At 51.1% G+C, this 22,863-nt stretch carries 14 protein-coding genes; 7 read left to right on the forward strand and 7 right to left on the reverse strand.

What is annotated here, in order from left to right; genetic code table 11:
* Positions 1–87: 87 nt before the first annotated feature.
* From ACO6V1_RS04960 to ACO6V1_RS04980, 5 genes are all read right to left on the reverse strand, one after another.
* Positions 88–2,475, reverse strand: a complete 2,388-nt coding sequence (locus ACO6V1_RS04960) for a hypothetical protein (protein WP_422447544.1) — start codon at positions 2,473–2,475, stop codon at positions 88–90.
* A gap of 392 nt (positions 2,476–2,867) precedes the next feature.
* Positions 2,868–4,673: a 1,4-alpha-glucan branching protein GlgB gene (gene glgB, locus ACO6V1_RS04965; protein WP_422466048.1), complete on the reverse strand. Its 1,806-nt coding sequence runs from the start codon at positions 4,671–4,673 to the stop codon at positions 2,868–2,870.
* Positions 4,588–5,073: a GlgB N-terminal domain-containing protein gene (locus tag ACO6V1_RS04970; protein ID WP_422466050.1), complete on the reverse strand. Its 486-nt coding sequence runs from the start codon at positions 5,071–5,073 to the stop codon at positions 4,588–4,590. The genes glgB and ACO6V1_RS04970 overlap by 86 nt, the downstream gene beginning before the upstream one ends.
* Before the next feature lie 214 nt (positions 5,074–5,287).
* Positions 5,288–6,130, reverse strand: a complete 843-nt coding sequence (locus tag ACO6V1_RS04975) for an alpha/beta hydrolase (protein ID WP_422447538.1) — start codon at positions 6,128–6,130, stop codon at positions 5,288–5,290.
* A 229-nt stretch (positions 6,131–6,359) separates the two neighbouring features.
* Positions 6,360–7,787 carry a carbohydrate porin gene (locus ACO6V1_RS04980; RefSeq protein WP_422447536.1) on the reverse strand — a complete coding sequence of 476 codons (1,428 nt, stop codon included), beginning with the start codon at positions 7,785–7,787 and terminating at the stop codon, positions 6,360–6,362.
* A gap of 309 nt (positions 7,788–8,096) precedes the next feature.
* On the opposite strand from ACO6V1_RS04980, the gene ACO6V1_RS04985 reads away from it, so the two are divergent.
* The 7 genes from ACO6V1_RS04985 (at position 8,097) to ACO6V1_RS05015 (ending at position 18,489) form a co-directional block, all read left to right on the forward strand.
* Positions 8,097–9,077 carry a LacI family DNA-binding transcriptional regulator gene (locus ACO6V1_RS04985; RefSeq protein WP_422447534.1) on the forward strand — a complete coding sequence of 327 codons (981 nt, stop codon included), beginning with the start codon at positions 8,097–8,099 and terminating at the stop codon, positions 9,075–9,077.
* A gap of 666 nt (positions 9,078–9,743) precedes the next feature.
* The gene (gene malE / locus ACO6V1_RS04990) at positions 9,744–10,928 is read left to right on the forward strand and encodes a maltose/maltodextrin ABC transporter substrate-binding protein MalE (protein ID WP_422447532.1); all 1,185 of its coding nucleotides are present in this window, start codon (positions 9,744–9,746) and stop codon (positions 10,926–10,928) included.
* Positions 10,929–11,035: 107 nt separating this feature from the next.
* Positions 11,036–12,568: a maltose ABC transporter permease MalF gene (gene malF / locus ACO6V1_RS04995; protein WP_422447530.1), complete on the forward strand. Its 1,533-nt coding sequence runs from the start codon at positions 11,036–11,038 to the stop codon at positions 12,566–12,568.
* 2 nt (positions 12,569–12,570) lie between these two features.
* The gene (malG, locus tag ACO6V1_RS05000) at positions 12,571–13,461 is read left to right on the forward strand and encodes a maltose ABC transporter permease MalG (RefSeq protein ID WP_422447528.1); all 891 of its coding nucleotides are present in this window, start codon (positions 12,571–12,573) and stop codon (positions 13,459–13,461) included.
* A 40-nt stretch (positions 13,462–13,501) separates the two neighbouring features.
* A complete protein-coding gene (locus ACO6V1_RS05005; protein ID WP_422447526.1) occupies positions 13,502–14,644 on the forward strand; it encodes an ABC transporter ATP-binding protein in 1,143 nt (380 codons plus the stop codon).
* Between the two features lie 112 nt (positions 14,645–14,756).
* Positions 14,757–16,964: a 4-alpha-glucanotransferase gene (gene malQ / locus ACO6V1_RS05010; protein WP_422466052.1), complete on the forward strand. Its 2,208-nt coding sequence runs from the start codon at positions 14,757–14,759 to the stop codon at positions 16,962–16,964.
* Between the two features lie 472 nt (positions 16,965–17,436).
* Positions 17,437–18,489: a MalM family protein gene (locus ACO6V1_RS05015; RefSeq protein ID WP_422447522.1), complete on the forward strand. Its 1,053-nt coding sequence runs from the start codon at positions 17,437–17,439 to the stop codon at positions 18,487–18,489.
* 80 nt (positions 18,490–18,569) lie between these two features.
* On the opposite strand, the gene ACO6V1_RS05020 is transcribed toward ACO6V1_RS05015, so the two are convergent.
* Both ACO6V1_RS05020 and ACO6V1_RS05025 read right to left on the reverse strand, forming a co-directional pair.
* A complete protein-coding gene (locus ACO6V1_RS05020) occupies positions 18,570–20,444 on the reverse strand; it encodes an F-box/WD repeat-containing protein (protein WP_422466054.1) in 1,875 nt (624 codons plus the stop codon).
* 304 nt (positions 20,445–20,748) lie between these two features.
* Complete coding sequence (locus ACO6V1_RS05025) at positions 20,749–22,623, reverse strand: F-box/WD repeat-containing protein (protein WP_422461436.1); 1,875 nt, start codon at positions 22,621–22,623, stop codon at positions 20,749–20,751.
* Positions 22,624–22,863 lie beyond the last annotated feature (240 nt).

Genomic DNA, 22,863 nt, shown 5'->3' on the forward strand with positions numbered 1-22,863 from the left:
GCGCAAGTTACTGGGAAGATACACTTTTCAGCGTTCATCACAATCAGTCTGACGTTTGTTGGCAGGCTGCCGGTTCCGATTTTACTGTCAGACATCAGACGGCTGCAAAGAAACCAGTTCCAGGCTATCCGCTTTTGGGTGACAGCAAATCGCATCTCTGATCCGGGTCATGGGCCGCAGGGCTAACGCTTTGCCCGTTAACCCTTGCTGATAGCCCTGGTACCACTGGTAGCAGGCATACAGCAAAATGCCACCCGTGAGAATCCCCGCTGCTACCCATCCGGCCAGGGCAGGAACCGGAATACCTGCATCCACTTCGTCGTTGTTCAGGGGTGAAATAGTGTGGTCGTTGGTTCCATTAACCAATGAAGAAGACACAGTGGCAGATGGTAGTGGCTGACGTGGTGCAGCCGTTACTGTTTTGAGCGACAGATGTCGATCAACAGTGGTTGGCTGATCTCTGCCTGAGAACAGAGCTGTTGGTGAAGTTGCTGAACTGGCCAGTTGTGATGTTGTTGATGTTGAGAAAATCGAGGGCGCAACAGTTGAGCTCGACAATTCTGAAGTTGTAGTGCTGCTGGCCGGTGTTTCAAGAGGTGAGGATAAGGCGTCAGTTGTTGCTTGATAACTGCCAGCGGTGGTGGTCGTGTTGAGTTGTGTGGGAGGAGCGTCAGTACTTTCCTTCGGACAGTTTGCCTCAGCGCAACCAGAATTTTCCAGCCGGGTGTTGAGTGTGGTTTTACAGGCAAGGGTGCGAGTAAATGGATGGTTAGTGTCGCCAGCGGCTATGCCTGCGTGAGTACCCTTGATGTTACTGTTGCAGACAGTGGTATCGCTGATGGTTACATAACCCCTGCCTCGATAGGCAGCTCCCACTGCGGCATAACCATTTGTTCCTTGAGCTGATATCTGACAATCGATAGCGGTTGTCTGGCTAATCTTATTGTTGTAGAACGCTTTTGTTCCAAAGCTGGCCGCAGCAATCGCCGCAGCAGATTGATCGTTGTCACCTTGTCTGGCTTCAATCTTGATATTTCTGGCAGTGGTATTACGGATCTCGCATTTATCTTCAATATAGGCGGTGGCAACGGCTACCTTGCCTACGGAGAACAATTCATTATGTTCGGCCAGAGTATTTTTGATCGTACTTTGATCACAACTTGCTGTTACGATTCCCGTAGCGGGTGCACTTTCCCATGAAGTTTCCCCATAACCTTCTTTTAATTCAAGGCGGTTATTGATAGCGGTGGTATCGCTAATACGGCATTTAACTGCATTGGCAACCACTACCGCAATCTTTGGGTCTGGTGCGAACCATATCTGCGAAAGCATGCTGTTATTGATGGCATGGGTACCCTCTATAGTTGTGCCGGACGCCCACCCTGCGACACCTCCGGCGTTGACCAATCGCGTATTATCTACCAGCCGGTTATTGGTGAGTCTCGAGTTACTGACAGTGACGTTATCGTCCATGCTCCCAGCTATCAGGCCAGTGAACGTTTCACTCTCACTCCAGAAAATGCTCTCTTTGTGGCTTGCTGTGATATTGCAATGGTCAATCGAGTTGCTGTCCAGGGAAGCAGATCCTCTGGCCCTTCCGGTTAATATTCCTGCAGAGGCAGAACGTAGCCCTATTGTATTTACATTCATCGCCGAGTTCTTGACCTGGTTACTTTCCAGTTTTGAGTTGTTCCTGATCTCTCCCGCCAGCATCCCCATCATCATACCCTGGCCGCCTCTCACTAACTTGAAATCAGAATGTTCCACTGTGTTATTTTTCAACAGTGAGTGTCCGCTGGCTTCGCAGGCGATAATGCCCTTATTACCGTAAGATCGCCGGTCATTTATGCTTATACTGGCATTTTTGACCACCACATCACGTACTACTCCCCCATCTTTCACCAGCAAGAACAGGCAGTTGTTCAGGTTGCTAATGCTCTTGCCGTTACCGTTGTACTCACCAGTGAAGCCCGGGATGGGCGAGTGGTTTTCGACATCAATATCAGCAATCTGTTCGTACTTGCCATTGGGGGGATAGCATGGCTTATTCCCGATTTTGGCCAGGTCAGCATTGCTCTGGACAGGAATCTGCTCGTCTCTGCAGCCCGGCGGGACGGTTGAGGCAGCAGTGCCAGGTGGTTCTTTACTGGTTCCAGGATTGCTGTCTTCTGGCGTCTGGCCCCCACAAACCGGCAGGCTGGCCAGCGCCAGACAGGCCATGGCCACCTGGTTAATGGTGTTCAGGTAGCTATCGACGGGGATGGCTTTCTGGACCAGACGCAGGGCCAGCTCTTTAGGTTGAATCTTCAGTTGTATCCATGGGCTACCGGGCTGATCAGTCCGTTGCCCGGGATCAAAGTCAGGATGAAGGGATTGAGCCACTGACTTGCTGACACTCCAGAAGCCCGGCCAGGACGAACCCCGTTCCGGGCCATGGCCGCTATCAGTAGCAGCCAAATCAGACGGTGGCGTCATGGTTACGCATGAGGTGAGCACGGGGGTCATTTCAGAGCTTCCGAGTTTACAAAATTCAGAATACAAATGTAGATGTAAATAAGGATGATTATTTTATTTTTGTCAGTACCGGAATTACTGTGAGTTCTTGCTACAAATGTTCCAGGCTGCCAGCCAGGTGGGAAGGGAATGTATACCGAACTTCTCCGAAAATGTAGAACCCCCATTAAACTCTGGTGATTCCGGGCAGAAACAGGTTGTTCCATACTGCAGGCTCCGGTATGCATTCCCACGCAGTACCCAAAGGGCCTAAAAGCATGGGAAAGATACTTACGGAGGATTGAGCGATTTCTGTAATACACACGGGATCGAAGGAATCAGTATGTGTCGGGAGCTTTTTCTCGCTATGGGCTTTATTCCCGGTCAACGGTCAGCATAATAGTCGCCAGTGGCGGCAAAGTCAGTCTGATGCTTTGGGGTTGGTTATGCCACTCTCCTGGCCGGGTTGAGACGGTACCGTTGACAATATGACTGCCACCAAAGCGCTGGTCATCGCTGTTAAAGATTTCCTGCCATTGTCCACTTGCCGGAACGCCAATGGTGTAATCATGCCTTACAAATGGTGTCATATTGCTGATAACGACAATGGTTTTACCTGCGCTGTCTGTTCGGTAAAAGGCAAAAACACTTTGACCATGGTCGTCCAGTATCAGCCAGCGAAAACCGTTGCGATCAAAATCAAGCTCATGCAGTGCCGGGTAACGCTGATACAGGGTATTCAGCTCACTGATCATCGTCAGCATGCCCTGGTGGTAAGGGCCCTGCTCCAACAGGTTCCAGTTCAGGCTTTCTGCCGGGTTCCACTCGTTGGTGGCACCAAACTCGGAGCCCATAAACATCAGCTTTTTACCGGGGTGCCCGAACATAAATCCGTAATAGGCCCGAAGGTTGGCAAAGCGCTGCCAGTCATCCCCGGGCATACGGGTGAGGATCGTGCCTTTACCATGAACCACTTCATCGTGGGAGAGGGAGAGCACAAAGTTCTCGTTATAGGCGTACACCATACTGAAGGTCATTTCATGGTGGTGATGCTGACGATAAATTGGGTCCCGCTTCATATAGGCCAGAGTGTCGTGCATCCAGCCCATATTCCATTTGTAATCAAAGCCAAGGCTCTGTGGGTGTCCGGGGCGTGATACACAGGGCCAGCTGGTGGACTCTTCGGCGATCATCATGCAGTGTGGATGCAGTCGATGAGCTTCAGCGTTCAGGCGCTGCAAAAAGGCGACGGCCTCAAGGTGTTCATTGCCGCCCAGATGGTTGGGTGTCCACTCGGCCTGCTTTCTGGAGTAGTCCAGGTAGAGCATGGAGGCCACGGCATCCACCCTCAGGCCATCAATATGAAACTCATCCAGCCAGTACAGGGCATTACTGATCAGAAAATCCTGTACCCATGGCGAACCGTAATTGTAGATACAGGACTTCCAGTCCGGATGCCAGCCCCGTTGCGGGTCTTCATATTCATAAATAGCGGTCCCGTCAAAACGGAACAGGCCGTGTTCATCCTGTGGAAAGTGGGCGGGAACCCAATCCAGAATCACACCAATATTGTGCTGGTGGCACTGGTCAACCAGGTAGCGGAAGTCGTCCGGTGTGCCATAGCGGCTGGTGGGGGCAAACAGCCCAACCGGCTGATAGCCCCAGGATTCGTAGAGAGGATGTTCGGAAATGGGCAGTAATTCGATATGGGTAAAGCCCGTTTTCCGGATATAGGGGATCAGTTCGTCGGCCAGCTCCCGGTAATTTTTAAAACCATCGTCGTTCGATTTTTTCCATGAGCCCAGGTGGACCTCATAAACCGACATGGGTTTGTTATGGTTCAGCTGACGTTTGTTCAGCCATTGGCTGTCGGACCAGGTAAAGGTACTTTCCGTTTGTACAATGGAGGCGAGGCCCGGCCACTGTTCCACTTTATGGCCAAAGGGGTCGGTTTTTTCCGGCAGCAGCTGACCATTCTGATCGTGCAGCTCATATTTATACAGGGCACCTTCGGCAACGCCCGGAACAAACAGCCGCCAGATACCGTCATCAGCACTGGCCATGGGATGGCAGCGACCATCCCACCGGTTGAAATCACCGATCACGCTGACGGAACGGGCATGAGGGGGCATAGACCTTGAACAACACGCCTGAAACACTGCGCTGACGGGTAATGGCATGCTCCACTTTCAGAGCACCCAGGTGCCGGTACAGATGGAGCGGATCGATATCCTGCTGGCAAAGGGTGTACTCGCCAAACTGGTAAGGGTCAAAGCGGAGTTCTTCTGTCCCATCCTTCAGGGTGATGTTGAGCAGATAGTAAAAGACTTTTTTCCGTTGGGGAAAACTCAGCTCAAAAAGGCCATTGGCCAGTCGGTTCATTCTGCCCAGTGATTTACCCGTACTTTCCTGCACAACCTCGATGCACTCGGCATCAGGGTGCCAGGCGCGGATGGTCAGACCACTACCGGACTGCCCGGGGTGAATTCCCAGGATGGAAAAAGGTGAGGCATGCATCACCTGGCTCAGGCTTTGGGTTACCGGTGGCAGGTCCGCATCCATTAACTTTTTTTTGGGCATTTCAAATCACTGCGAAAGAGGTAGTTTATTTTTGCGCGGGCATTATTGTCATGAAATGAGATGGTGGGAAGTTGTAAACGTTTTACAGGGTAAAAGCTCTAAAAGAGTCGAACTCCCATGGCAGGCATGGGAGAGCGGAGTTATTGCATCTTTTGCATCGAGGCTTTTTTCGTAGTGCTGCCCTGGTATTCACCGTCGCAAAAAACATCACAGTTCACTGCGATTGTTTAATCATGGTCTGAAAAATTTCGCCAAAGCGTTTTGCCCAGGCGGTTTCGTCATGGACGCCATCGGTAATCACCCGGTGTTGCAGCGGTATACCGGCATTGTTTAATGCGGCCACCATGGCATGGTGACCTTGCAGCCATTCATCAGGCCCCCAGGGACCAACTGTCTCCTGGCCGCCCATATCGAGATAGAGGCTGGCATTGCGGGCAAAACCGTTTTTCCGGAAGTACTGCCGTAACTGTTTGCCACCATAGTGATCGCTGGTGGCGTGGGACAGGGCCAGGCCGGTGCCAAACACACCGGGGCGATGGCTCATGGCGTAGAGGGTAATATAGCCGCCCATGGAGGAACCCATTAACGTGCGATCGGCTGGGTTGTTGCTGATATTGTATTCCCTTTCCAGCCTCGGGATCAGTGTGTCCACGACAAAATCCACTGTTTCACGGCCCCGGGCCTTTACCTTGCCGACGGTTGGATGGGTCCAGTCAAGGCCGCTGTATTCAACATAGCGGGGCAGGGCCTCACGGGGGCTGTCAAAGCCGATGACCACATACTCCTCCTCCAACGCTGTCAGGGTTTCATCGAGTTGCCACTCCATGCCGAAGCCGGCGGTCTGTTTATCAAACAGGTTCTGGCCATCCCAGGCGTAGATGACCGGGTAGGGTTTTGGTCGGTTTTTGTCGTAGGTTTCCGGTAGCCATATACGAATAGTTCGATTACCGTCGTTTATTGGAAAGTACGTTATGGCGGTATGGAGTGAACCAATCAGTGTTGAATATTGATTTTGAAAGGGTGTTGTCTGATCGGCTTGAAACTTTAGAGCTGGCATAAGCTGCAACAGAGATGGTTTTTGGGGGTAAAAAAAGCGGAGTAAACTCCGCCAAAATAAAAACACAATCACAGGAGCGAGAAATTCTTCCCGCTATCAGCAGAGAACACTGATATTCAAGGCACCAACCGCATTGCACCGCATTGCACCGCATTGCACCGCTTTGCGGTTGGTCAGATTAAGCGCCCCATGCTGTGCATGGGGATTCAACAACAGATAGCTGGCGGAATTAGAACCAGATTTCTGCTTCTACACCGAACTGGAAGGTTTTGTCATCGTTGTCGAACTCATCACCCCAGCCTTTTTGATCTTCATACTTATTGTCCGCATCCCGAACCATGTAGGTGATGAAAGGCTTGATTTGTGGACGACCAAAGTAGTCTGAGTTAACGGTGAATACGGCTGCAATTTCAGCAGCGTAGAAGGTTGTTTCAGCTTTTGCACCACCTTCTACAAGATTCCCGTCTACCTCACGATGACCCCAATAATCTTTCTCGTAGCCGTATGAACCGGTGAATTCCCAGCGGAAATTTTCGTTAACTTTGTAAGTTGGACGTGCAGCTATGAGAAGGCGATCGACAGTGTCACCCTCTGATTTGTAATAAATTTCGTCATTGGCTATTTCCTTATCTGGATCGAATTTGGTATCAGAACCTAACCCCCAGATTTTTTCGCCACGAAGATACGTAATTTCAGTAGCTAACTGCCAATGATCATTAATGTTCATGACACCGTAGGATGTGAAGAAGATACTGTTGCCCTTATCACTATCAACCGTTGATGTGCCACCACTCCATTGGCCAAAGTTTACACCTCGGTTGGCGGCCAAACCGTTCCCATAGGCCAGAGCAGTCGCAGTCCAGCCATCCAGTCCGTAGTAGTCGCGCTTATAGGTGAGAGCAAGGCCGATACCGTCAGTGGCTTCGTTATCTGCGTATTTGTCTTTATCTCCAGCCATCATGAATTTGGCATCAAAGTTAAAGCTGCCGCCCAGCGCTTCGTGGTTGTAGCTATACAGATCTAAAGAGTGGATGGTTTTGCCTTCTGGTTTTTCAGACTTTTCACCCGGATCTACAGATACAACAGCGATACCGTTGCCGCTCTGCTCATAACCAAACCCAACACCGGAAGACTGCTTCCAGAATTCACCAGAGAGCAAACCCTGTTCACGATTCAGGAAGCGACGACCAGCCCAGATTTCTGCGTTTTCTGGCAAATAGCTAAAGCCGCCCAAGCGCATAAAGGCTTCTTTGATTTCAAAGCTACCTTCGCCATCGTTGTTGCTGTCTTCGCTGCCTGTGGAAGAATAGAAGCTGGAGTCACCATTACCGTACTCAGCACGCACACCCAGCTGCGACCACACACCATTCTGGAAAGTGGTGTTTTTGCTGACGTTGAATTCAACCTGGTTAGCATTCTTGCCAGTTGTACCTGCTACATTGTAGTCAGGTTTGCCATATTCATTACCGGTAGATGTACCGTTTTCATTCACCCGCCAGCCAGCACGGATATAACCGTTTACCTGCCAGCCATCGGTCAGGATATCAGTCGGCTTCAGATTCAGAGTTTCAGTGGTGGTTTCACTGGCCATTGCCGTACCGGAAAGCAGTACGGCAGCGATAGCACCAGCCAGTGGCAGAAGTCTTGCTTTGGTCACAACCAAATTCCTTCAAATGTGTTGTCGTGTGTTCGCCATCTTGCATGCTGCAGTCCCCCCTGAAACGAAATAAATCGTCCAGACTCTGTCAGCAGGCATTACAACGTGTTGACGTTTTTTTGGCTGTGAAATTCTTTGGCATTTGTGGGGTGAAGAGCAATATGAAAAGGTTTTTAGAAGAACTTGGCTAAATATTGATCTGTGTCTTTTTGTGAACACTGTAAACAAAATATATTACCAAGGTTGGTGATATTTCGAATCAATGTCAGTTATTTGATATAGGGATAAATCCCTTGGGGAAGGAATCAAGTGTCTGGGCAATCAACCATTCTCCAGGTGGCGGCGCTGGCAGGATTATCCATTGCAACCGTCAGTCGGGTGCTCAATGGCGGAAAATACGTTTCAGACAGTACCCGCAAGAAGGTATTGGACGCGGCCCATGAGCTTAACTATCAACCCAATTATATGGCCCGGCAGTTGCACGGGCAGAATGCCTTTGTAGTGGGGGTTGTGCTGGGGCTGGATCTGGGAACCATATCGCCGTTTGCATTAAAAGTGTATGAAGCGCTGAAGATTGAGCTGGAGCGGCAGGGGTACCGGGTCAAGCGGGTGAAGTTTTCTCCGGAGGGTGAGCTGATGACGTCGGCCAAGGCCTATGTTGGCATTGGGTTGCACCATGAAGATCCCCGCTATCAGAAGGTTCAGGAGCAGGAAGCCCCCTATGTGAGTATTGGTGATGTGCGGGAGGGGCATTTCTGGGTCGCTTCCAATGATGAACAGGGTGGTTTTCTGGCAACCACACACCTGCTCGGGAATGGCTGTCGTACTATTTATTACGTCTGCCTGCACAGTGATCATGCGGTTTCGTGCATGCGTTACCAGGGCTATCGCAGGGCGATGCTGGAAGCAGGGCTTATTCCCTCGGAAGCCATAGAAATTTCAGTGGATACCGGTCTGCCTGCATTAGACAGTTATCGCCGTATACGTGGCTTGCTGGAATCGGGGATTAAGCCCGATGCATTTGTCGCCTTTTCTGACATTGTCGCCACAGGTATTTCCATGGCACTGGCGGATACCGGTAAGCGGGTACCGGATGATGTGCAGGTGGTGGGTTACGATGGCATTGATGATGATCGTTATCATTCACTGACCACTGTACGACAGGATATAGACAGTATTGCCGTTCAGGGGGCTGAGCTGGCGATAGAGGCAATCAAATCCTGTGAGCCTCGTGGGTGCTGGCTGGATGTGTTTGTCCGTAAAGGGCAGACCTCCTGTGTTATGACTTGAGGCTAGTCCATGGTTTCAATGAGTTTGACGGGTTGCCGTTATCATAAGCCTCTGCACTGCGTTCGTCCTGACCCTGTCGAAGGGCGCAAACTCCGGCCCATGATAGATCGTGCCAAACACCCTTCGACTCCGCTCAGGATGAACGGAGATGGTGTACGGTTTCAATGCGATTGATGGGTTCCTTTATTGACTTCCAGACTCCGTTCGTCTTGAGCGGAGTCGAAAGGCGTAAACTCCATACCCTGCATATTGTGCCAATCACCCTTCGACTCCGCTCAGGGTGAACGGAGATTGTACACATCAAACTCATCGAAATAATGTACTAAAGCAGCTAAGCGTTGTTACCCATATCGTTCGTCCTGAACGGAGATTGCACACATCAAACATATTGAAATGGTGTGCTAGCCCGTCATTTTCCTGAAAATGCACAAAATAGGTTGATTTGTATCAAATACTCACGGATTACCCCAGAAAGTAGGCATTCTGTAAACGTTTTACGATTTCTTTCAGATACCAATTCATTGATGATAACGCCCGCTTTTCAGGTCTCTTGTCTCGACAGTGCGAATTTGAATGCTAGTGTTCACTCCGATCTAAACGACAACAGGCTGAAAATTTCAATGATCACCCTGAGGGCTTCAGGGAAATACAGAAGTAGGTAGAGAGATGATGAAAAAAACGGTTGCCGCAGCGATTGCTTCTGCGCTGGCTATCTCCATGGGGGCCAACACAGCCATGGCATTCTCTGACGACGAGCTGGTTGTGTGGATTGGTGGTGACAAAGCCTATAACGGTATGGAAGTTGTAGGTAAGCGTTTTGAAGAAGAGCTGGGCGTTAAGGTAAAGGTTGAGATTCCCGAGAATCTGACCGACCGTTTCCAGCAGGCTGCTGCTACCGGCAAAGGTCCGGATATTGTGATGTGGGCACACGATCGTTTCGGTGAGTGGGCTGAATCCGGTCTGCTGGCACCTGTTAAGCCTTCTGACAGTGTCAAGGCGGATATCGAAGCCAAAGGCTGGCAGGCCACGTCTCACAATGGCAACGTTTACGGCTATCCGGTAGCCATGGAAGCCATCGGCTTGATTTACAACAAGGACATCATCAAAACGGCACCTGCCTCTTATGAAGAGATGTTCGCACTGAAAAAAGAGCTGGATAAGAAAGATATCACCACCATTATGTGGGACCAGGTTCAGCCTTACTTCACTACGCCGATGCTGGCCTCCAACGGTGGTTATGTCTTCAGGGAAGTACCTGCTGGCTATGACGTTTCTGATATCGGTGTAAACAGCGCCGGTGCCATCAAAGGTGGCAAGATGCTGGCGAAAATCATCGACGAGGGCGTGATGCCACGGGGTGTTGACTACGGTGTGATGGAAGCCAGCTTCAACAAGGGTGAAGTGGCGATGATGATCTCCGGTCCATGGGCCTGGGCCAACCTGGAAAAGAGCAAGATCAACTACGGTGTTGCGCCACTGCCTTCTATCGACGGTAGTCCATCCCGTGCGTTTGTTGGCGTCTGGGCCGCTGCTCTGAACAACGCTTCGCCAAACCAGGGTTTGGCTAAAGAGTTTATCGAGAACTATGTCCTCACCGAAGAAGGCCTGACCACGCTGAACAACGACAAGCCACTGGGTGCCGTTGCTCACAAGGCGTACATGAAGAAGCTGGCGGCGGACCCACGCATCGAAGCCACTTACCAGAACGTCATGAATGGTCTGCTGATGCCTAACGTTCCGGAAATGGGCAAGTTCTGGTCGGCTACCCAGACTGCCCTGACCAATATCACCACCGGTCAGGAAACCGTTGAAGTGGCACTGAACAACGCTGCCAAGCTGATTGCCAACTAAACACTGCGCAACGGGGTGTAGCGCAGGCTTACATTGACGTGACCCGTTACATCTGCCGATCGTCGTTTTGACGATCGGCTCAAAACCCTCCCGGAGAGACAAACACCATGACCATTCCCGCCAATGTCAGATCATTGTTGTCTGGCAACGGGCCAAAGTGGGCGCTCGTTGCCCTGATTGATCTAGCCCTGCTTTACGTCATTGCCCTGCTCTATTTCCAGGGTGAAGTGCTTTTCCCATTAACCCTGCTGGTTCTGGGCAGCCTGGGCACATGGATTTTTACCAGCAAGCGTGGTTACAGCTATCGCTACGTGTACCCATGTTTGCTGGGCATTATGATGTTTATCGTTTTTCCGCTGGTGTACACCTTTAGTATTTCGTTCACCAATTACGGCTCTGCCAATATTCTGAGTCTTGAGCGGGTCAAAGAGATTCACCTGAACAAGCAGGTAAAGAACGGCGAACACACCTACACACTGGCGCTTTTTCAGCAAAACGATCAGTTTCAGTTACAGCTGACTGATAAAAACGACAAAGATAGTATTTATACCTCCGACGCTTTCGTACTGAATGGTGATCCGGTAGAGGTTAATGCTCGCTCTGGAGCTGATGCAGAGGGTGACAAACTGTCCATGCGGGAGGTGGTCCGGCAGCGCTCGGCGCTGGGATCAGTGGCTGTTACTCTGGCAGACGATACTCGCCTGGTGATGTCGTCCCTGCGTGAGTTTTCTGCGATGGCACCGCAGTATCGGGAGGAGAAAAACGACAGTCTGGTTGAGATTAAGACCGGTAAAGTCATACGCCCGGATATGACCACGGGGTTCTATGTGACCGACAGTGGTGAGCGGGTTGCCCCCGGTTTCTCTGTGTATGTGGGTGGAGAAAACTACGAACGTCTGGTTAATGACAAAGGTATTCGTGAGCCGTTTTTCAAGATTTTTGTCTGGACCGTTGTCTTTTCTGCGGGCAGTGTTCTGTTCTGTCTGGTGATTGGTCTGTTGCTGGCTAACCTGATGCAGTGGGAACCACTGAAAGAGCGGGCGATTTACCGGGTGCTGCTGATCCTTCCTTATGCCGTGCCAGCGTTTATTTCCATTCTGATTTTCAAGGGCTTGTTTAACCAGAACTTCGGTGAGATCAATATGATCCTGGAAGGGCTGTTTGGCATCAGTCCTGAGTGGATGACCGATCCGACTTTTGCCAGAACCATGATTCTGATCGTCAACACCTGGCTGGGTTACCCCTATATGATGATCGTCTGTATGGGTCTGCTGAAAGCGATTCCGGACGATCTCTATGAAGCGTCTGCCATTGATGGTGCCAACCCGATCCATAACCTGTTGTATATAACACTGCCCAATATTGCCAAACCGCTGGCACCGATTCTGATTGCCAGCTTTGCCTTTAACTTCAATAACTTCGTGCTGATTGACCTGTTGACAGCGGGCGGCCCGATGATGGCCGGAACGACAACGGAAGCAGGCTTCACGGATTTGCTGGTGAACTTCACCTTCCGTACGGCATTTGTCGCGGGTCAGGACTTTGGTCTGGCGTCTGCTATTGCCACGATGATCTTCCTGATCGTCGGATTTATCTCCTGGGTTAACCTCAGGGCCACCCGCAGTTCACAGGAGTATTGATCATGGCGATGGTACAACCACGAAACCTGCACTATCGGGTATGGGCAGCCCGGATCGTGATGATTCTGCTGCTTTGTCTGGTGATGTTTCCATTTTTGATGATTATTTCGGTGTCATTCCGGACCGGTAACTTCGCGACCGGCAGTTTGATTCCGGATAATCCCAGCCTGGAACACTGGGCAATGGTGTTGGGTTTTGAGTACACCACTGCCGATGGCACGGTGATTAAGCCCACTTTCCCGGTACTGACCTGGCTGTGGAACTCCCTGAAAGTGAGCTTTACCACCTCGGCGCTGATCCTGATGCTGTCCACCACCGGTGCTTATGCGTTTGCCCGGTTGCGTTTCCGTTTCAAGAACCACTTGCTTACCAGCATGATGATTCTGCAGATGTTCCCGGCGGTGCTGGCCCTGGTGGCTTTCCATGCCTTCTTTAATAAGTTGGGCGGTGTGGTGCCATGGCTGGGGTTGAATACTCACAGTGCCCTGGTGATGTCCTATCTGGGCGGTATCACCATGCACATCTGGCTGATTAAAGGTTATTTCGAAAGCATTGATGTGGCTCTGGAAGAGTCTGCCTATATCGACGGAGCCACCCCCTGGCAGGCATTCAGGCATATTCTGCTGCCACTGTCTGTACCTATTCTCGCGGTTGTATTTGTACTGTCGTTTATTGGGGTGATTGGTGAGTACCCGATTGCGTCTGTCCTGCTCCAGGGCGTTGAACAGCTGACTCTGGCCGTGGGTATGAAACAGTTCCTCTATGCCCAGAACTACCTCTGGGGTGATTTTGCCGCTGCCGCAATTTTGACCGGCATGCCCATTACTGTCGTCTTCCTGATGGCCCAGCGTTATCTGGTCAATGGTCTGACGGCCGGTGGTGTGAAAGGTTAACGGATTTACTGTTTATAAAGGTTTAGACAAGAGAAAGACAATGGCTGAAGTAAAGCTGACCCAACTGGACAAAAGCTACGACGGTGGCAAGACATTTGTTCTGAAGAACATCAATCTGCACATTGAAGATGGTGAATTTGTCGCCTTCGTTGGCCCTTCCGGTTGCGGTAAGTCCACGTTGTTGCGGATGATCTGTGGCCTGGAAGATATTTCCGGCGGTTTGTTAGAGCTGGACGGTGAGCGATCCAACGATATGCCGCCCAACGAGCGTCGTGTTGGTATGGTGTTCCAGTCTTATGCCCTCTATCCCCATATGACGGTGCGGGAAAATATGGAGTTTGGCCTGAAGCTGGCAAAAGCGGACAAGGCCGAGATCAATCGTCGTGTGGATGAAGCAGCCAGAATTTTGCAGCTGGAAAAGCTGTTGGATCGTAAGCCAAAGGCGATGTCCGGTGGTCAGCGCCAGCGGGTGGCGATTGGGCGCTCCATTGTGCAGGAACCGAGGCTGTTTCTGTTTGATGAGCCGCTGTCCAACCTGGACGTATCCCTGCGGGTACAGATGCGTCAGGAGTTGTCCCGTCTGCATAATAAACTGAAGACAACGGCCATCTATGTAACCCACGATCAGGTAGAGGCCATGACGCTGGCCGATCGTATCGTGGTACTCAGCCCACTGGCAGACGGTGCCGAAAGCAATCTGGAGCAGGTGGGGGCACCGCTGGAACTTTATCACAACCCGTGCAACCTGTTTGTGGCCAGCTTTATCGGTTCACCGAAGATGAATTTCTTCCGTGCCACGATAGTGGAGCCCGGTCAGAAAGAGACTAGAGTTAAGCTGGAGTGTGGTACTGAGTTGCGTGTTTGCAACGACACCCGCAATGCCAAATCTGGTGATAAGGTAACGCTGGGGATTCGGCCACAGGATGTGCTGAATCATGAAGAGGCGGATGGCGCAGAAAACTGCATTACCGGCACTATCGAAACCATTGAGCGCCTGGGTAATGAGTCATTTATCTACCTGAACCATCCGGATATTCACGAAGCGTTTATTGCCCGGGTGGAAGACTCCCTGCGTCGTCAGCCTGGTGCTGAATTCCATGTGGGTGTTCCGGCGGAAAACTGTCATCTGTTTGATGCCAGCGGTGTCGCGTTTTCACGGACCAGGTCACCAGTATTTGACTGATATTGCTGACAGCTGATTGTAAGACCGTTGGAACAATCTGCATTCCATACGACAAATTTTGTGCAATCTCCGGCAACCTCCCAGGTTGCCGGTCTACTTATGAAGAAACTCAATGCTTGACCACCAATTTATCGACAGTCTGGGTGACCTGTGTGGCATGGCCAGTGGCTATAAGGACTGGGATGGTACTCCGGTAGCCATTGACACTGAGAACAAAATTCCCCTGCTGGCTGCCATGGGTTTTGACGTTAGCAGTAATGCGGCGCTGAAACAGGCGATAGCCACTGAACAGTTAAAGTTGTGGCAATCTCCTTTATCACCAGTGACGGTTGTGCATCAGGGACAAAGCTTCTCTTTCGTACTGCGTTGCTCCAAGAGTAAACGTCCATCGTCTGTTGCAGTGCAGATAACTCTGGAAAACGGTGACCAGGTTACCCATCATGCCGATCTGACCACGGCGGTTGTGTCCGAAACCATGAAGCTGGAGCGCAAAGAGTATATTGCCCTTGAGGTTTCAGTACCTGAATACCTGCCACTGGGTTATCACACGATGGCGGTTCAGGGTAAAACGCTCACGGCAGAAGCCGGATTGATTGTGGTACCGGAAGTTTGTTATGAGCCGGAAGCCATGAAACAGGGCACTAAAATCTGGGGTTCCGGTATCCAGCTGTATACCGTTCGCTCTGAGCGTAACTGGGGAATGGGTGATCTGACTGACCTGGGTGCGCTGGCGGCAGGTATGGGTGAGCAGGGGGCTGATTTTGTTGGCCTGAATCCGGTGCATGCCCTGTACCCGTCCAATCCACTGCATTGCTCGCCTTACAGCCCATCGACCCGTCTGTTTGATAATGTGCTGTACATTGATCCTGAACAAGTGGCGGAGTACGCCGACAGTGCGTCAGCCCGGGAGATTGTTGCACACCACCAGGGATTGATTGATCAATTACGCAGCACCGACCTTGTGGAATACGACAAGGTTGCACCATTGAAAATGTCGGTATTGGAACTGTTGTTTAATGAGTTTGCCGAACAGCATCTGGGCAAGGGAACAGACCGGGATCAGGCGTTCACGGCTTTCTGTCAGTCAAGGGGAGCGCGGTTAGATCAGTTTGCCCTGTTTGAAGCGCTGTATGAGCATTTCCGGAAAACCGATATTAATAGCTGGGGATGGCGCTGCTGGCCAGAGGCGTACCAGACGTCAGACAGTAAAGAGGTCAGGGCCTTTGCCAAGACGAATCAGGCACGGATTACGTTCTTTAAATACCTGCAGTGGCAGATGGATGAACAGCTGCACGCAGCCCAGGAAAAAGCCAAAGACGCCGGTATGATGGTTGGCCTCTACCGTGACCTGGCGGTGGGTGTAGACAGCAACGGTGCCGATGTCTGGGCGGATCGTAATTTATTCGTTCTCGAAGCCAGCACCGGTGCGCCGCCCGATGGTTTGGGGCCGATGGGTCAGGACTGGGGTCTGCCACCGTTCAACCCGGTGGTCTTGAAAGAGGAACGTTACCAGCCTTTCGTTGAGCTGATCCGGAACAATATGCGTAACTGCGGTGCGTTGCGTATTGATCATGCCATGGGGCTGTTCCGTCTGTGGTGGTGCCCGAATGGCAGTACGGAAAACAGCGATGACAGAAAAGGCGCCCGTTATGGCTGCTACGTCCACTATCCGCTGCAGGATTTGCTGGGTATTATCAAACTGGAAAGTCATCGCCAACAGTGTCTGGTGTTTGGTGAAGACCTGGGTGTGGTTCCTCAGGAAATCACCGACAGTCTGCCTCCTGCAAGAATGTACGGCAGTGTGATGGGGATCTTCCAGCAGGATAAGGGTCGTTATACGGCACCCGACAAGTACCGTGAAAAAGCCCTGGCGATGCTGGTATGCCATGACACTCCCACCATGAAAGGCTGGTGGGATGGCAAAGACATCGACCTGATGGAATCCCTGGGCTTTTTCTCCGAAGAGCGTGCCGCCGCTGACCACGATGCCCGTGAACAGACCCGTAAGGCAGTACTGAATACCTTGGCTGACCTCGGTGAATTACCAGAAGGCGTTGACCTTCAGGCAAGCACGGCACCGGCATTCAGTCGTACCATCATGGAGAGATTCAGCTATTACCTGGCTTTGTCGGCTTCGCAAATAGCTGGCTTCCAGCTGGAAGATGTCATGATGATTGACTCTCCGGTGAATGTACCTGGCACCTGTAGTGAATATCCAAACTGGCGTCGTCGTCTGCCTCAGAGTATTTCTGCAATGCTGGCCAGCAAAGAGAATCAGCAGTTCTTTGCCAACCTGAGTGGCTGTCGTAAGGCGAAATAGCGTCTGACCATCGGTAACCTGTTGCCGGTCAGCCTCCTGGTGCAAAAAAGTGTTAATACCCGTACACCCCGTTCATCCTGAGCTTGTCGAAGGATGGTGCCACCGTACTTCGACAAGCTCAGCACGAACGGTATTGGTATCAACGCTTAGTTGCACTAGTACATGGTTTCAATGAGTTTGACGTGTACAATCTCCGTTCACCCTGAGCGTCCTTCGGCTCCGCTCAGGATGCACGGACGAAGGGTGCTTGGCACGATCTATCAGAGTCCGTAGTTTCCGCCTTTAGGCCCTATGGGTCCTTCGATGCTTCGTCAAGCTCAGCACTCAGGACGAACGGAGTGCGGAGACACGACAACCCGTCAAACCCACTGAAACCATGTACTATGCCTGAGTCTGTAATCGTTTACAGACTCGCGCTCTGATGAATACCGCTAGAATTGCAGACAATTGATTTATCCCGTTGAGTAGTCCGATGAAAAAAACAGCGCTCTGCCTGGCACTTGGCTTACTGGCTGGCTGTGCAACCCATGATTCTGCGATAGCCCCGACGACTAAAGAGCCTGTGGCTGTTTACCACTCTTTACCGACCCTGAAATATCAACCACTGCGGATATACGACGAAGCCATTCAGCAGACCATTGGGCTGACGCAACAGTCTGCAACGCTGAAAACGACTAACAGCGATTCTGCCGTTATAGGCTGGCAGCTACCCGGATATGGTGCCTACCGGTTCAAAATCAGCAGTCAGATAAAACGTGGGAAATTTGGCCGGGAAGCTTCGGCGTTTATGCCGGAAGTACAACTGCTCGATAAGCATTACCAGGTGGTTAAAACCGTGCCAGTGACGGCTTTGCATTACCAGAAGCCGGGCCTGCTTGGTCAGGAGTATTTTTATCACAGCTTTGTGGTAGACAATCGTGACCCGCTGCTGACGCCAGTCGAATACATTGTCGTTTATATGAGTGACGATGGTCGCAACCATAAGCTTCAGGTTGTCGATATGGAGAAGGAGTATGCAAAGGCCCGGGGCTTTATGCCACCGGCTACCAAGGATGTGCTGGCGACGGCCAGTGATCTTGGGGTGATTACCCTGGAAGCCATGTCACTGACCGAAGCGTATAGCGCCAGTTCTGCGCAAGGGCCTGCTTATACACCGCCGGTTCCTACAGGAAGAGAGGCTGAGGCAGCTGTTGGTTTCGACACTATTGCTTTAAGTAAAGAGTTTCGAGAGACCGTTCTTCAGTTGCTGGCCGATGGCAAGGTTCAGGAGGCTTTGGCGCTGCGGGAGAGTGCGGGTCAGATGCATGCTGATCTGCAGGAGGCATTTTCTGTGCTTTATAGACGTGAATCCGCAGGTAATGCCATTGAAAGCACCGCTTCAGATTCGCAGGCAATCGATAAACGCTTGTCCCATGCTTATCAGCAGCAGTTAATAATGCATTTGCAACAAGGTGAAACCCGGGCTGCCCTGGGGGTGATTGATCAGTCCAGAATGCTGCTCAGCCATATAGATGCGCTGTTCTGAAAGTGATTCGAGCTACCAACTCGTTTTCTTGTTCCCGGGGAGGACTCTGGGAACGAGTTCAAAACAGCAGGCCATTGTCTTCAATCTGGCGTATCAGCATTTCTTATTTCCCAAACTTGTAGAGTGTAATTGGTCATATCGTCTTCCCTGGTACAGCTCAAGACCACCACTTCATGCTCTGACATGGGATTGAAGCATGCTTTTATGATACCGTCTTGCTCGATCTTTCCCTTGAGTGACCAGTGCTTTTGATCGTTGAGCCCCAGGATTCCTACCATGTGAGAGTTGCGAGTCAGTGCATGAAGGCCTGACAAGCTAAAGCCGATGGTGGCTGGGGTGTGCTCCCTGATGAGGGTTTGAATTGACCATGTCCCTGCCTGGCTCTTCTCCCAGATACAAATTGTACCGGTCCCTCTACAGCTGCTATAGCTGTTGGTCAGCAAGTGACTGTCAGACGGGCTGAATCGCGCCTGATACACTGCGCCATCGTGTTTGAGCCTTATTGCTGATTCAAGCCTTGATGCGGAACTCGACTCCGGTGAGAGACGCGGGTTCGGCGACCAGTCAGACCAATTTTCCGGTCTGTGCCATAGCAGCAAATCCTCGCAAGGCATCGGACCACGAATTGCATCAGATATAGCGAACAGGTATTGACCGCTAGAGCTGAATTGCAGCGGAAAGAATGTCGGGAAGATCACCGTCTCTTGCCATTTCCCCGATGGATCCGGGCTGTGAATTGAGACCCGTCCGGGACTGTAGGGTTTGCGATCAATACCCACCAGAAGCTGATCTGCCACTGGGCTGAAGCAGGCATAACTCCAATCCTCTGCTATTAATATTGAATGCTGTGCTGACCAGACTCCACAATCATCCAGAGATAAAATGGTTCTTTTATCCAGCGTGTGCAGTGACAGATACCGCTCCGATGGACTGAACTGAACTGTACCAATAAACCCTTCGGGGGAGAGGCCGGAAACCTTCATTTTCAGCCAATTATTATTATTTTCGTCCATGCACCAGAGGAGTACCTGATCGTCCTCATTACAGGTCACCATATATTTCCCGGAAGGGCTGAATTGGACCTTCTGGATCGGCAAAGTTTCCTTGCCGACTTCCTCCCAACAGCTGTTAGCAGACCGTAAGGTATTCACATAACCCTCACTGCTGCGGGTTAACAGGCGGTTCGTGCAAGCACTGAAATTTGCCGCGGTAATCACCCGGCTGCCGCTGTTATCGGGCCAATTGACGTGCTCTTCTGCCCATTGTCCCCGGTCATCCCTGGTTAGAATTCGGTGGTCATTCAAATAACGGCCATAAAACAACAGATGACGACTGGACTGGCTGAGGCAAAAATCAAGAATAGCTTCGGTCTGATTATATGGTTCATCTGGATCACGCTGGGGGAGAGTGACTTTGTGTCGCGGAACCAGGCGGTAAGCCGGGCATGATTCCATCCTCCTCAGGGTGCCAAGGCATAGTAGTGCGGACATCTGCGGGAGGTCCTTTATTATCCTGTCCCTGAACGATGTCCCTCTGTTGTTGCGTGATGCAGGAATGGCAAATGGATGAGAGTGCCGGGATTTTTTCTGCCACGGGGCTATTTTCCGGTACTGTTCCCGGAAGCGTTGCGGAAGTCGGGCAAAATAAGACAGTTCCTGAATATATTTGTGTTCCTTCACCACTTCCCGGAAAGTCTGGCAGGTTGCATTCACTTGCGGGATGTCATCGAATTCAAGGTGGTCAAAAATCATGACCAAAAGTTCAGGGGGGAGTTCAGTAATCCTTCTTTGCCACAACGGCCGTTTTTGCGGAAATTGTTGCGGGAACTGTGTCTGCGGGCTTGCCTCCGGGAGCGCAATAGCGGAGCTGGGGGGTGTCGTTTTAGCTGGCTCATTTACAGGCCAGTCCGGTGCAATCGAAGTGCCGACAGTCCCTGGAAACAGAGGGTCGCTCATTGACTTACTCCATTCTTAACGATTTATTACCGGCACTGCGCGAACCTTCACTACCGATTCATGATGTTAATGGACAGCCCTGAGGGCAGGAAGTTCCAGGGCAGAAACTGGTTGTTTCACATTGTGCAGGCTCCGGTATCTCATCGTTCCCACGTTCTGCGATACCGGATTTGCCAACTGTGAAACAAACTCTTATTGCGCGGAATCGTGGTGGTTTAATCAGGATTTTGTCTTTATGGTGAGGTTTGGTATGCATTCCCACGGAGGACCGTGGGAACGAGTTCAAAACAGCAGGCCATTGTCTTCAATCCGGCGTATCAGCGTCTCTTATTTCCCAAACTTGTAGAGTGAAATTGGTCATATCGCCTCCATCGGTACGGCTCAAGACCACCACTTCATGCTCTGACATGGGATTGAAGCATGCTTTTATGATAGCGTTTTGCTCGATCTTCCCCTTGAGTGACCAGTGCTTTTGATCGTTGAGCCCCAGGATTACTAACATGTGAGAGTTGCGAGTCAGTGCATGAAGGCCTGACAGGCTAAAGCCGGTGATGACTGGGGTGTACTCTCTGATGATGGTTTGAATTGACCATGTCTCTGCCTGACTCTTCTCCCAGATACAGATTGTGCCGCACCCACTATAGCTGGTGGTCAGCAAGTGACTGTCAGACGGGCTGAATCGCGCCTTATACAATCCGCCATCGTGTTTGAGCCTTATTGCTGATTCAAGCCTTGACGCGGAACTCAACTCCGGCGAGAGACGCGGGTTCAGCGACCAGTCAGACCAATTTTCCGGTCTGTGCCATAGCAGCAAATCCTCACAAGGCATCGGACCACGAATTGCATCAGATATAGCGAACAGGTATTTACCGCTAGGGCTGAATTGAAGCGGAAAGAATGTCGGGAAGATCACCGTCTCTTGCCATTTCCCCGATGGATCCGGGCTGTGAATGGCAACCCGTCCGGGACTGTAGGGATTGCGATCAATACCCACCAGAAGCTGATCTGCCACTGGGCTGAAGCGGGCATAACCCCAACCCTCTGCTATCAATATTGAATGCTGTGCTGACCAGACTCCACAATCATCCAGAGATAAAATGGTTCTTTTATCCAGCGTGTGCAGTGACAGATACCGCTCCGATGGACTGAACTGAACTTTACCAATAAACCCTTCGTGGGAGAGGCCGGAAACCTTCATTTTCAGCCAATCATTATTATTTTCGTCCATGCACCAGAGGAGTACCTGATTGTCCTCATTGCAGGTCACCATATATTTCCCGGAAGGGCTGAACTGGACCTTCTGGTTCGGCAAAATTTTCTTGCCGACTTCTTCCCAACCGCTGTTAGCAGACCGTAAGGTATTCACATAACCTTCACGGCTGCGGGTTAACAGGCGGTTCGTGCAAGCACTGAAATTTGCCGCGGTAATCACCCGGCTGCCGCTGTTATCGGGCCAATTGACGTGCTCTTCTGCCCATTGTCCCCGGTCATCCCTGGTCAGAATTCGGTGGTCATTCAAACAGTGGCCATAAAACAACAGATGACGGCTGGACTGGCTGAGGCAAAAATCAAGAATGGCTTCGGTCTGATTATATGGATCACCTGGATCACCTGGATCACGCTGGGGGAGAGTGACTTTGTGTCGCGGAACCAGGCGGTAAGCCGGGCATGATTCCATCCTCCCCAGGGTGCCAAGGCATAGTAGTGCGGACATCTGCGGGAGGTTCTTTATTATCCTGTCCCTGAACGATGTCCCTCTGTTGTTGCGTGATGCAGGAATGGTAAATGGATGAGAGTGCCGGGATTTTTTCTGCCACGGGGCTATTTTCCGGTACTGTTCCCGGAAGCGTTGCGGAAGTCGGGCAAAATAAGACAGTTCCTGAATATATTTGTACTCTTTCACCACTTCCCGGAAAGTCTGGCAGGTTGCATTAACTTGCGGGATGTCATCGAATTCAAGGTGGTCAAAAATCATGACCAAAAGTTCGGGGGGGAGTTCAGTAATCCTTCTTTGCCACAACGGCTGTTGTTGCGGAAATTGTTGCGGGAACTGTGTCTGCGGGCTTGCCTCCAGGAGCGCAATAGCGGAGCTGGGGGGTGTCGTTTTAGCTGGCTCATTTACAGGCCAATCCGGTGCAATCGAAGCGCCGACAGTCCCTGGAAACAGAGGGTCGCTCATTGACTTACTCCATTCTTAATGAGTTATTACCGGCACTGCGCGAACCTTCACTACCGATTCATGATGTTAATGGACAGCCCTGAGGGCAGGAAGTTCCAGTGCAGAAACAGGTTGTTCCACATTGTGCAGGCTCCGGTATCTCATCGTTCCCACGTTCTGCGATACCGGATTTGCCAACTGTGAAACAAACTCTTATTGCGCGGAATCGTGGTGGTTTAATCGGGATTTTGTCTTTATGGT

This window comes from Endozoicomonas sp. ALC013 (assembly GCF_049310205.1).
Taxonomy (GTDB): Bacteria; Pseudomonadota; Gammaproteobacteria; order Pseudomonadales; family Endozoicomonadaceae; genus Endozoicomonas.

What these genes read in the sequence shown, in the direction of transcription:
- ACO6V1_RS04975 (WP_422447538.1), bottom strand. Translation starts at nt 6,130, where the DNA reads ATGCCAGCTCTAAAGTTTCAAGCCGATCAGACAACACCCTTTCAAAAT.
- malF (WP_422447530.1), top strand. Translation starts at nt 11,036, where the DNA reads ATGACCATTCCCGCCAATGTCAGATCATTGTTGTCTGGCAACGGGCCA.
- ACO6V1_RS04970 (WP_422466050.1), bottom strand. Translation starts at nt 5,073, where the DNA reads ATGCCCAAAAAAAAGTTAATGGATGCGGACCTGCCACCGGTAACCCAA.
- ACO6V1_RS05005 (WP_422447526.1), top strand. Translation starts at nt 13,502, where the DNA reads ATGGCTGAAGTAAAGCTGACCCAACTGGACAAAAGCTACGACGGTGGC.
- ACO6V1_RS05015 (WP_422447522.1), top strand. Translation starts at nt 17,437, where the DNA reads ATGAAAAAAACAGCGCTCTGCCTGGCACTTGGCTTACTGGCTGGCTGT.
- malQ (WP_422466052.1), top strand. Translation starts at nt 14,757, where the DNA reads ATGCTTGACCACCAATTTATCGACAGTCTGGGTGACCTGTGTGGCATG.
- malG (WP_422447528.1), top strand. Translation starts at nt 12,571, where the DNA reads ATGGCGATGGTACAACCACGAAACCTGCACTATCGGGTATGGGCAGCC.
- glgB (WP_422466048.1), bottom strand. Translation starts at nt 4,673, where the DNA reads ATGCCATTACCCGTCAGCGCAGTGTTTCAGGCGTGTTGTTCAAGGTCT.
- ACO6V1_RS05025 (WP_422461436.1), bottom strand. Translation starts at nt 22,623, where the DNA reads ATGAGCGACCCTCTGTTTCCAGGGACTGTCGGCGCTTCGATTGCACCG.
- ACO6V1_RS05020 (WP_422466054.1), bottom strand. Translation starts at nt 20,444, where the DNA reads ATGAGCGACCCTCTGTTTCCAGGGACTGTCGGCACTTCGATTGCACCG.
- ACO6V1_RS04960 (WP_422447544.1), bottom strand. Translation starts at nt 2,475, where the DNA reads ATGACGCCACCGTCTGATTTGGCTGCTACTGATAGCGGCCATGGCCCG.
- malE (WP_422447532.1), top strand. Translation starts at nt 9,744, where the DNA reads ATGATGAAAAAAACGGTTGCCGCAGCGATTGCTTCTGCGCTGGCTATC.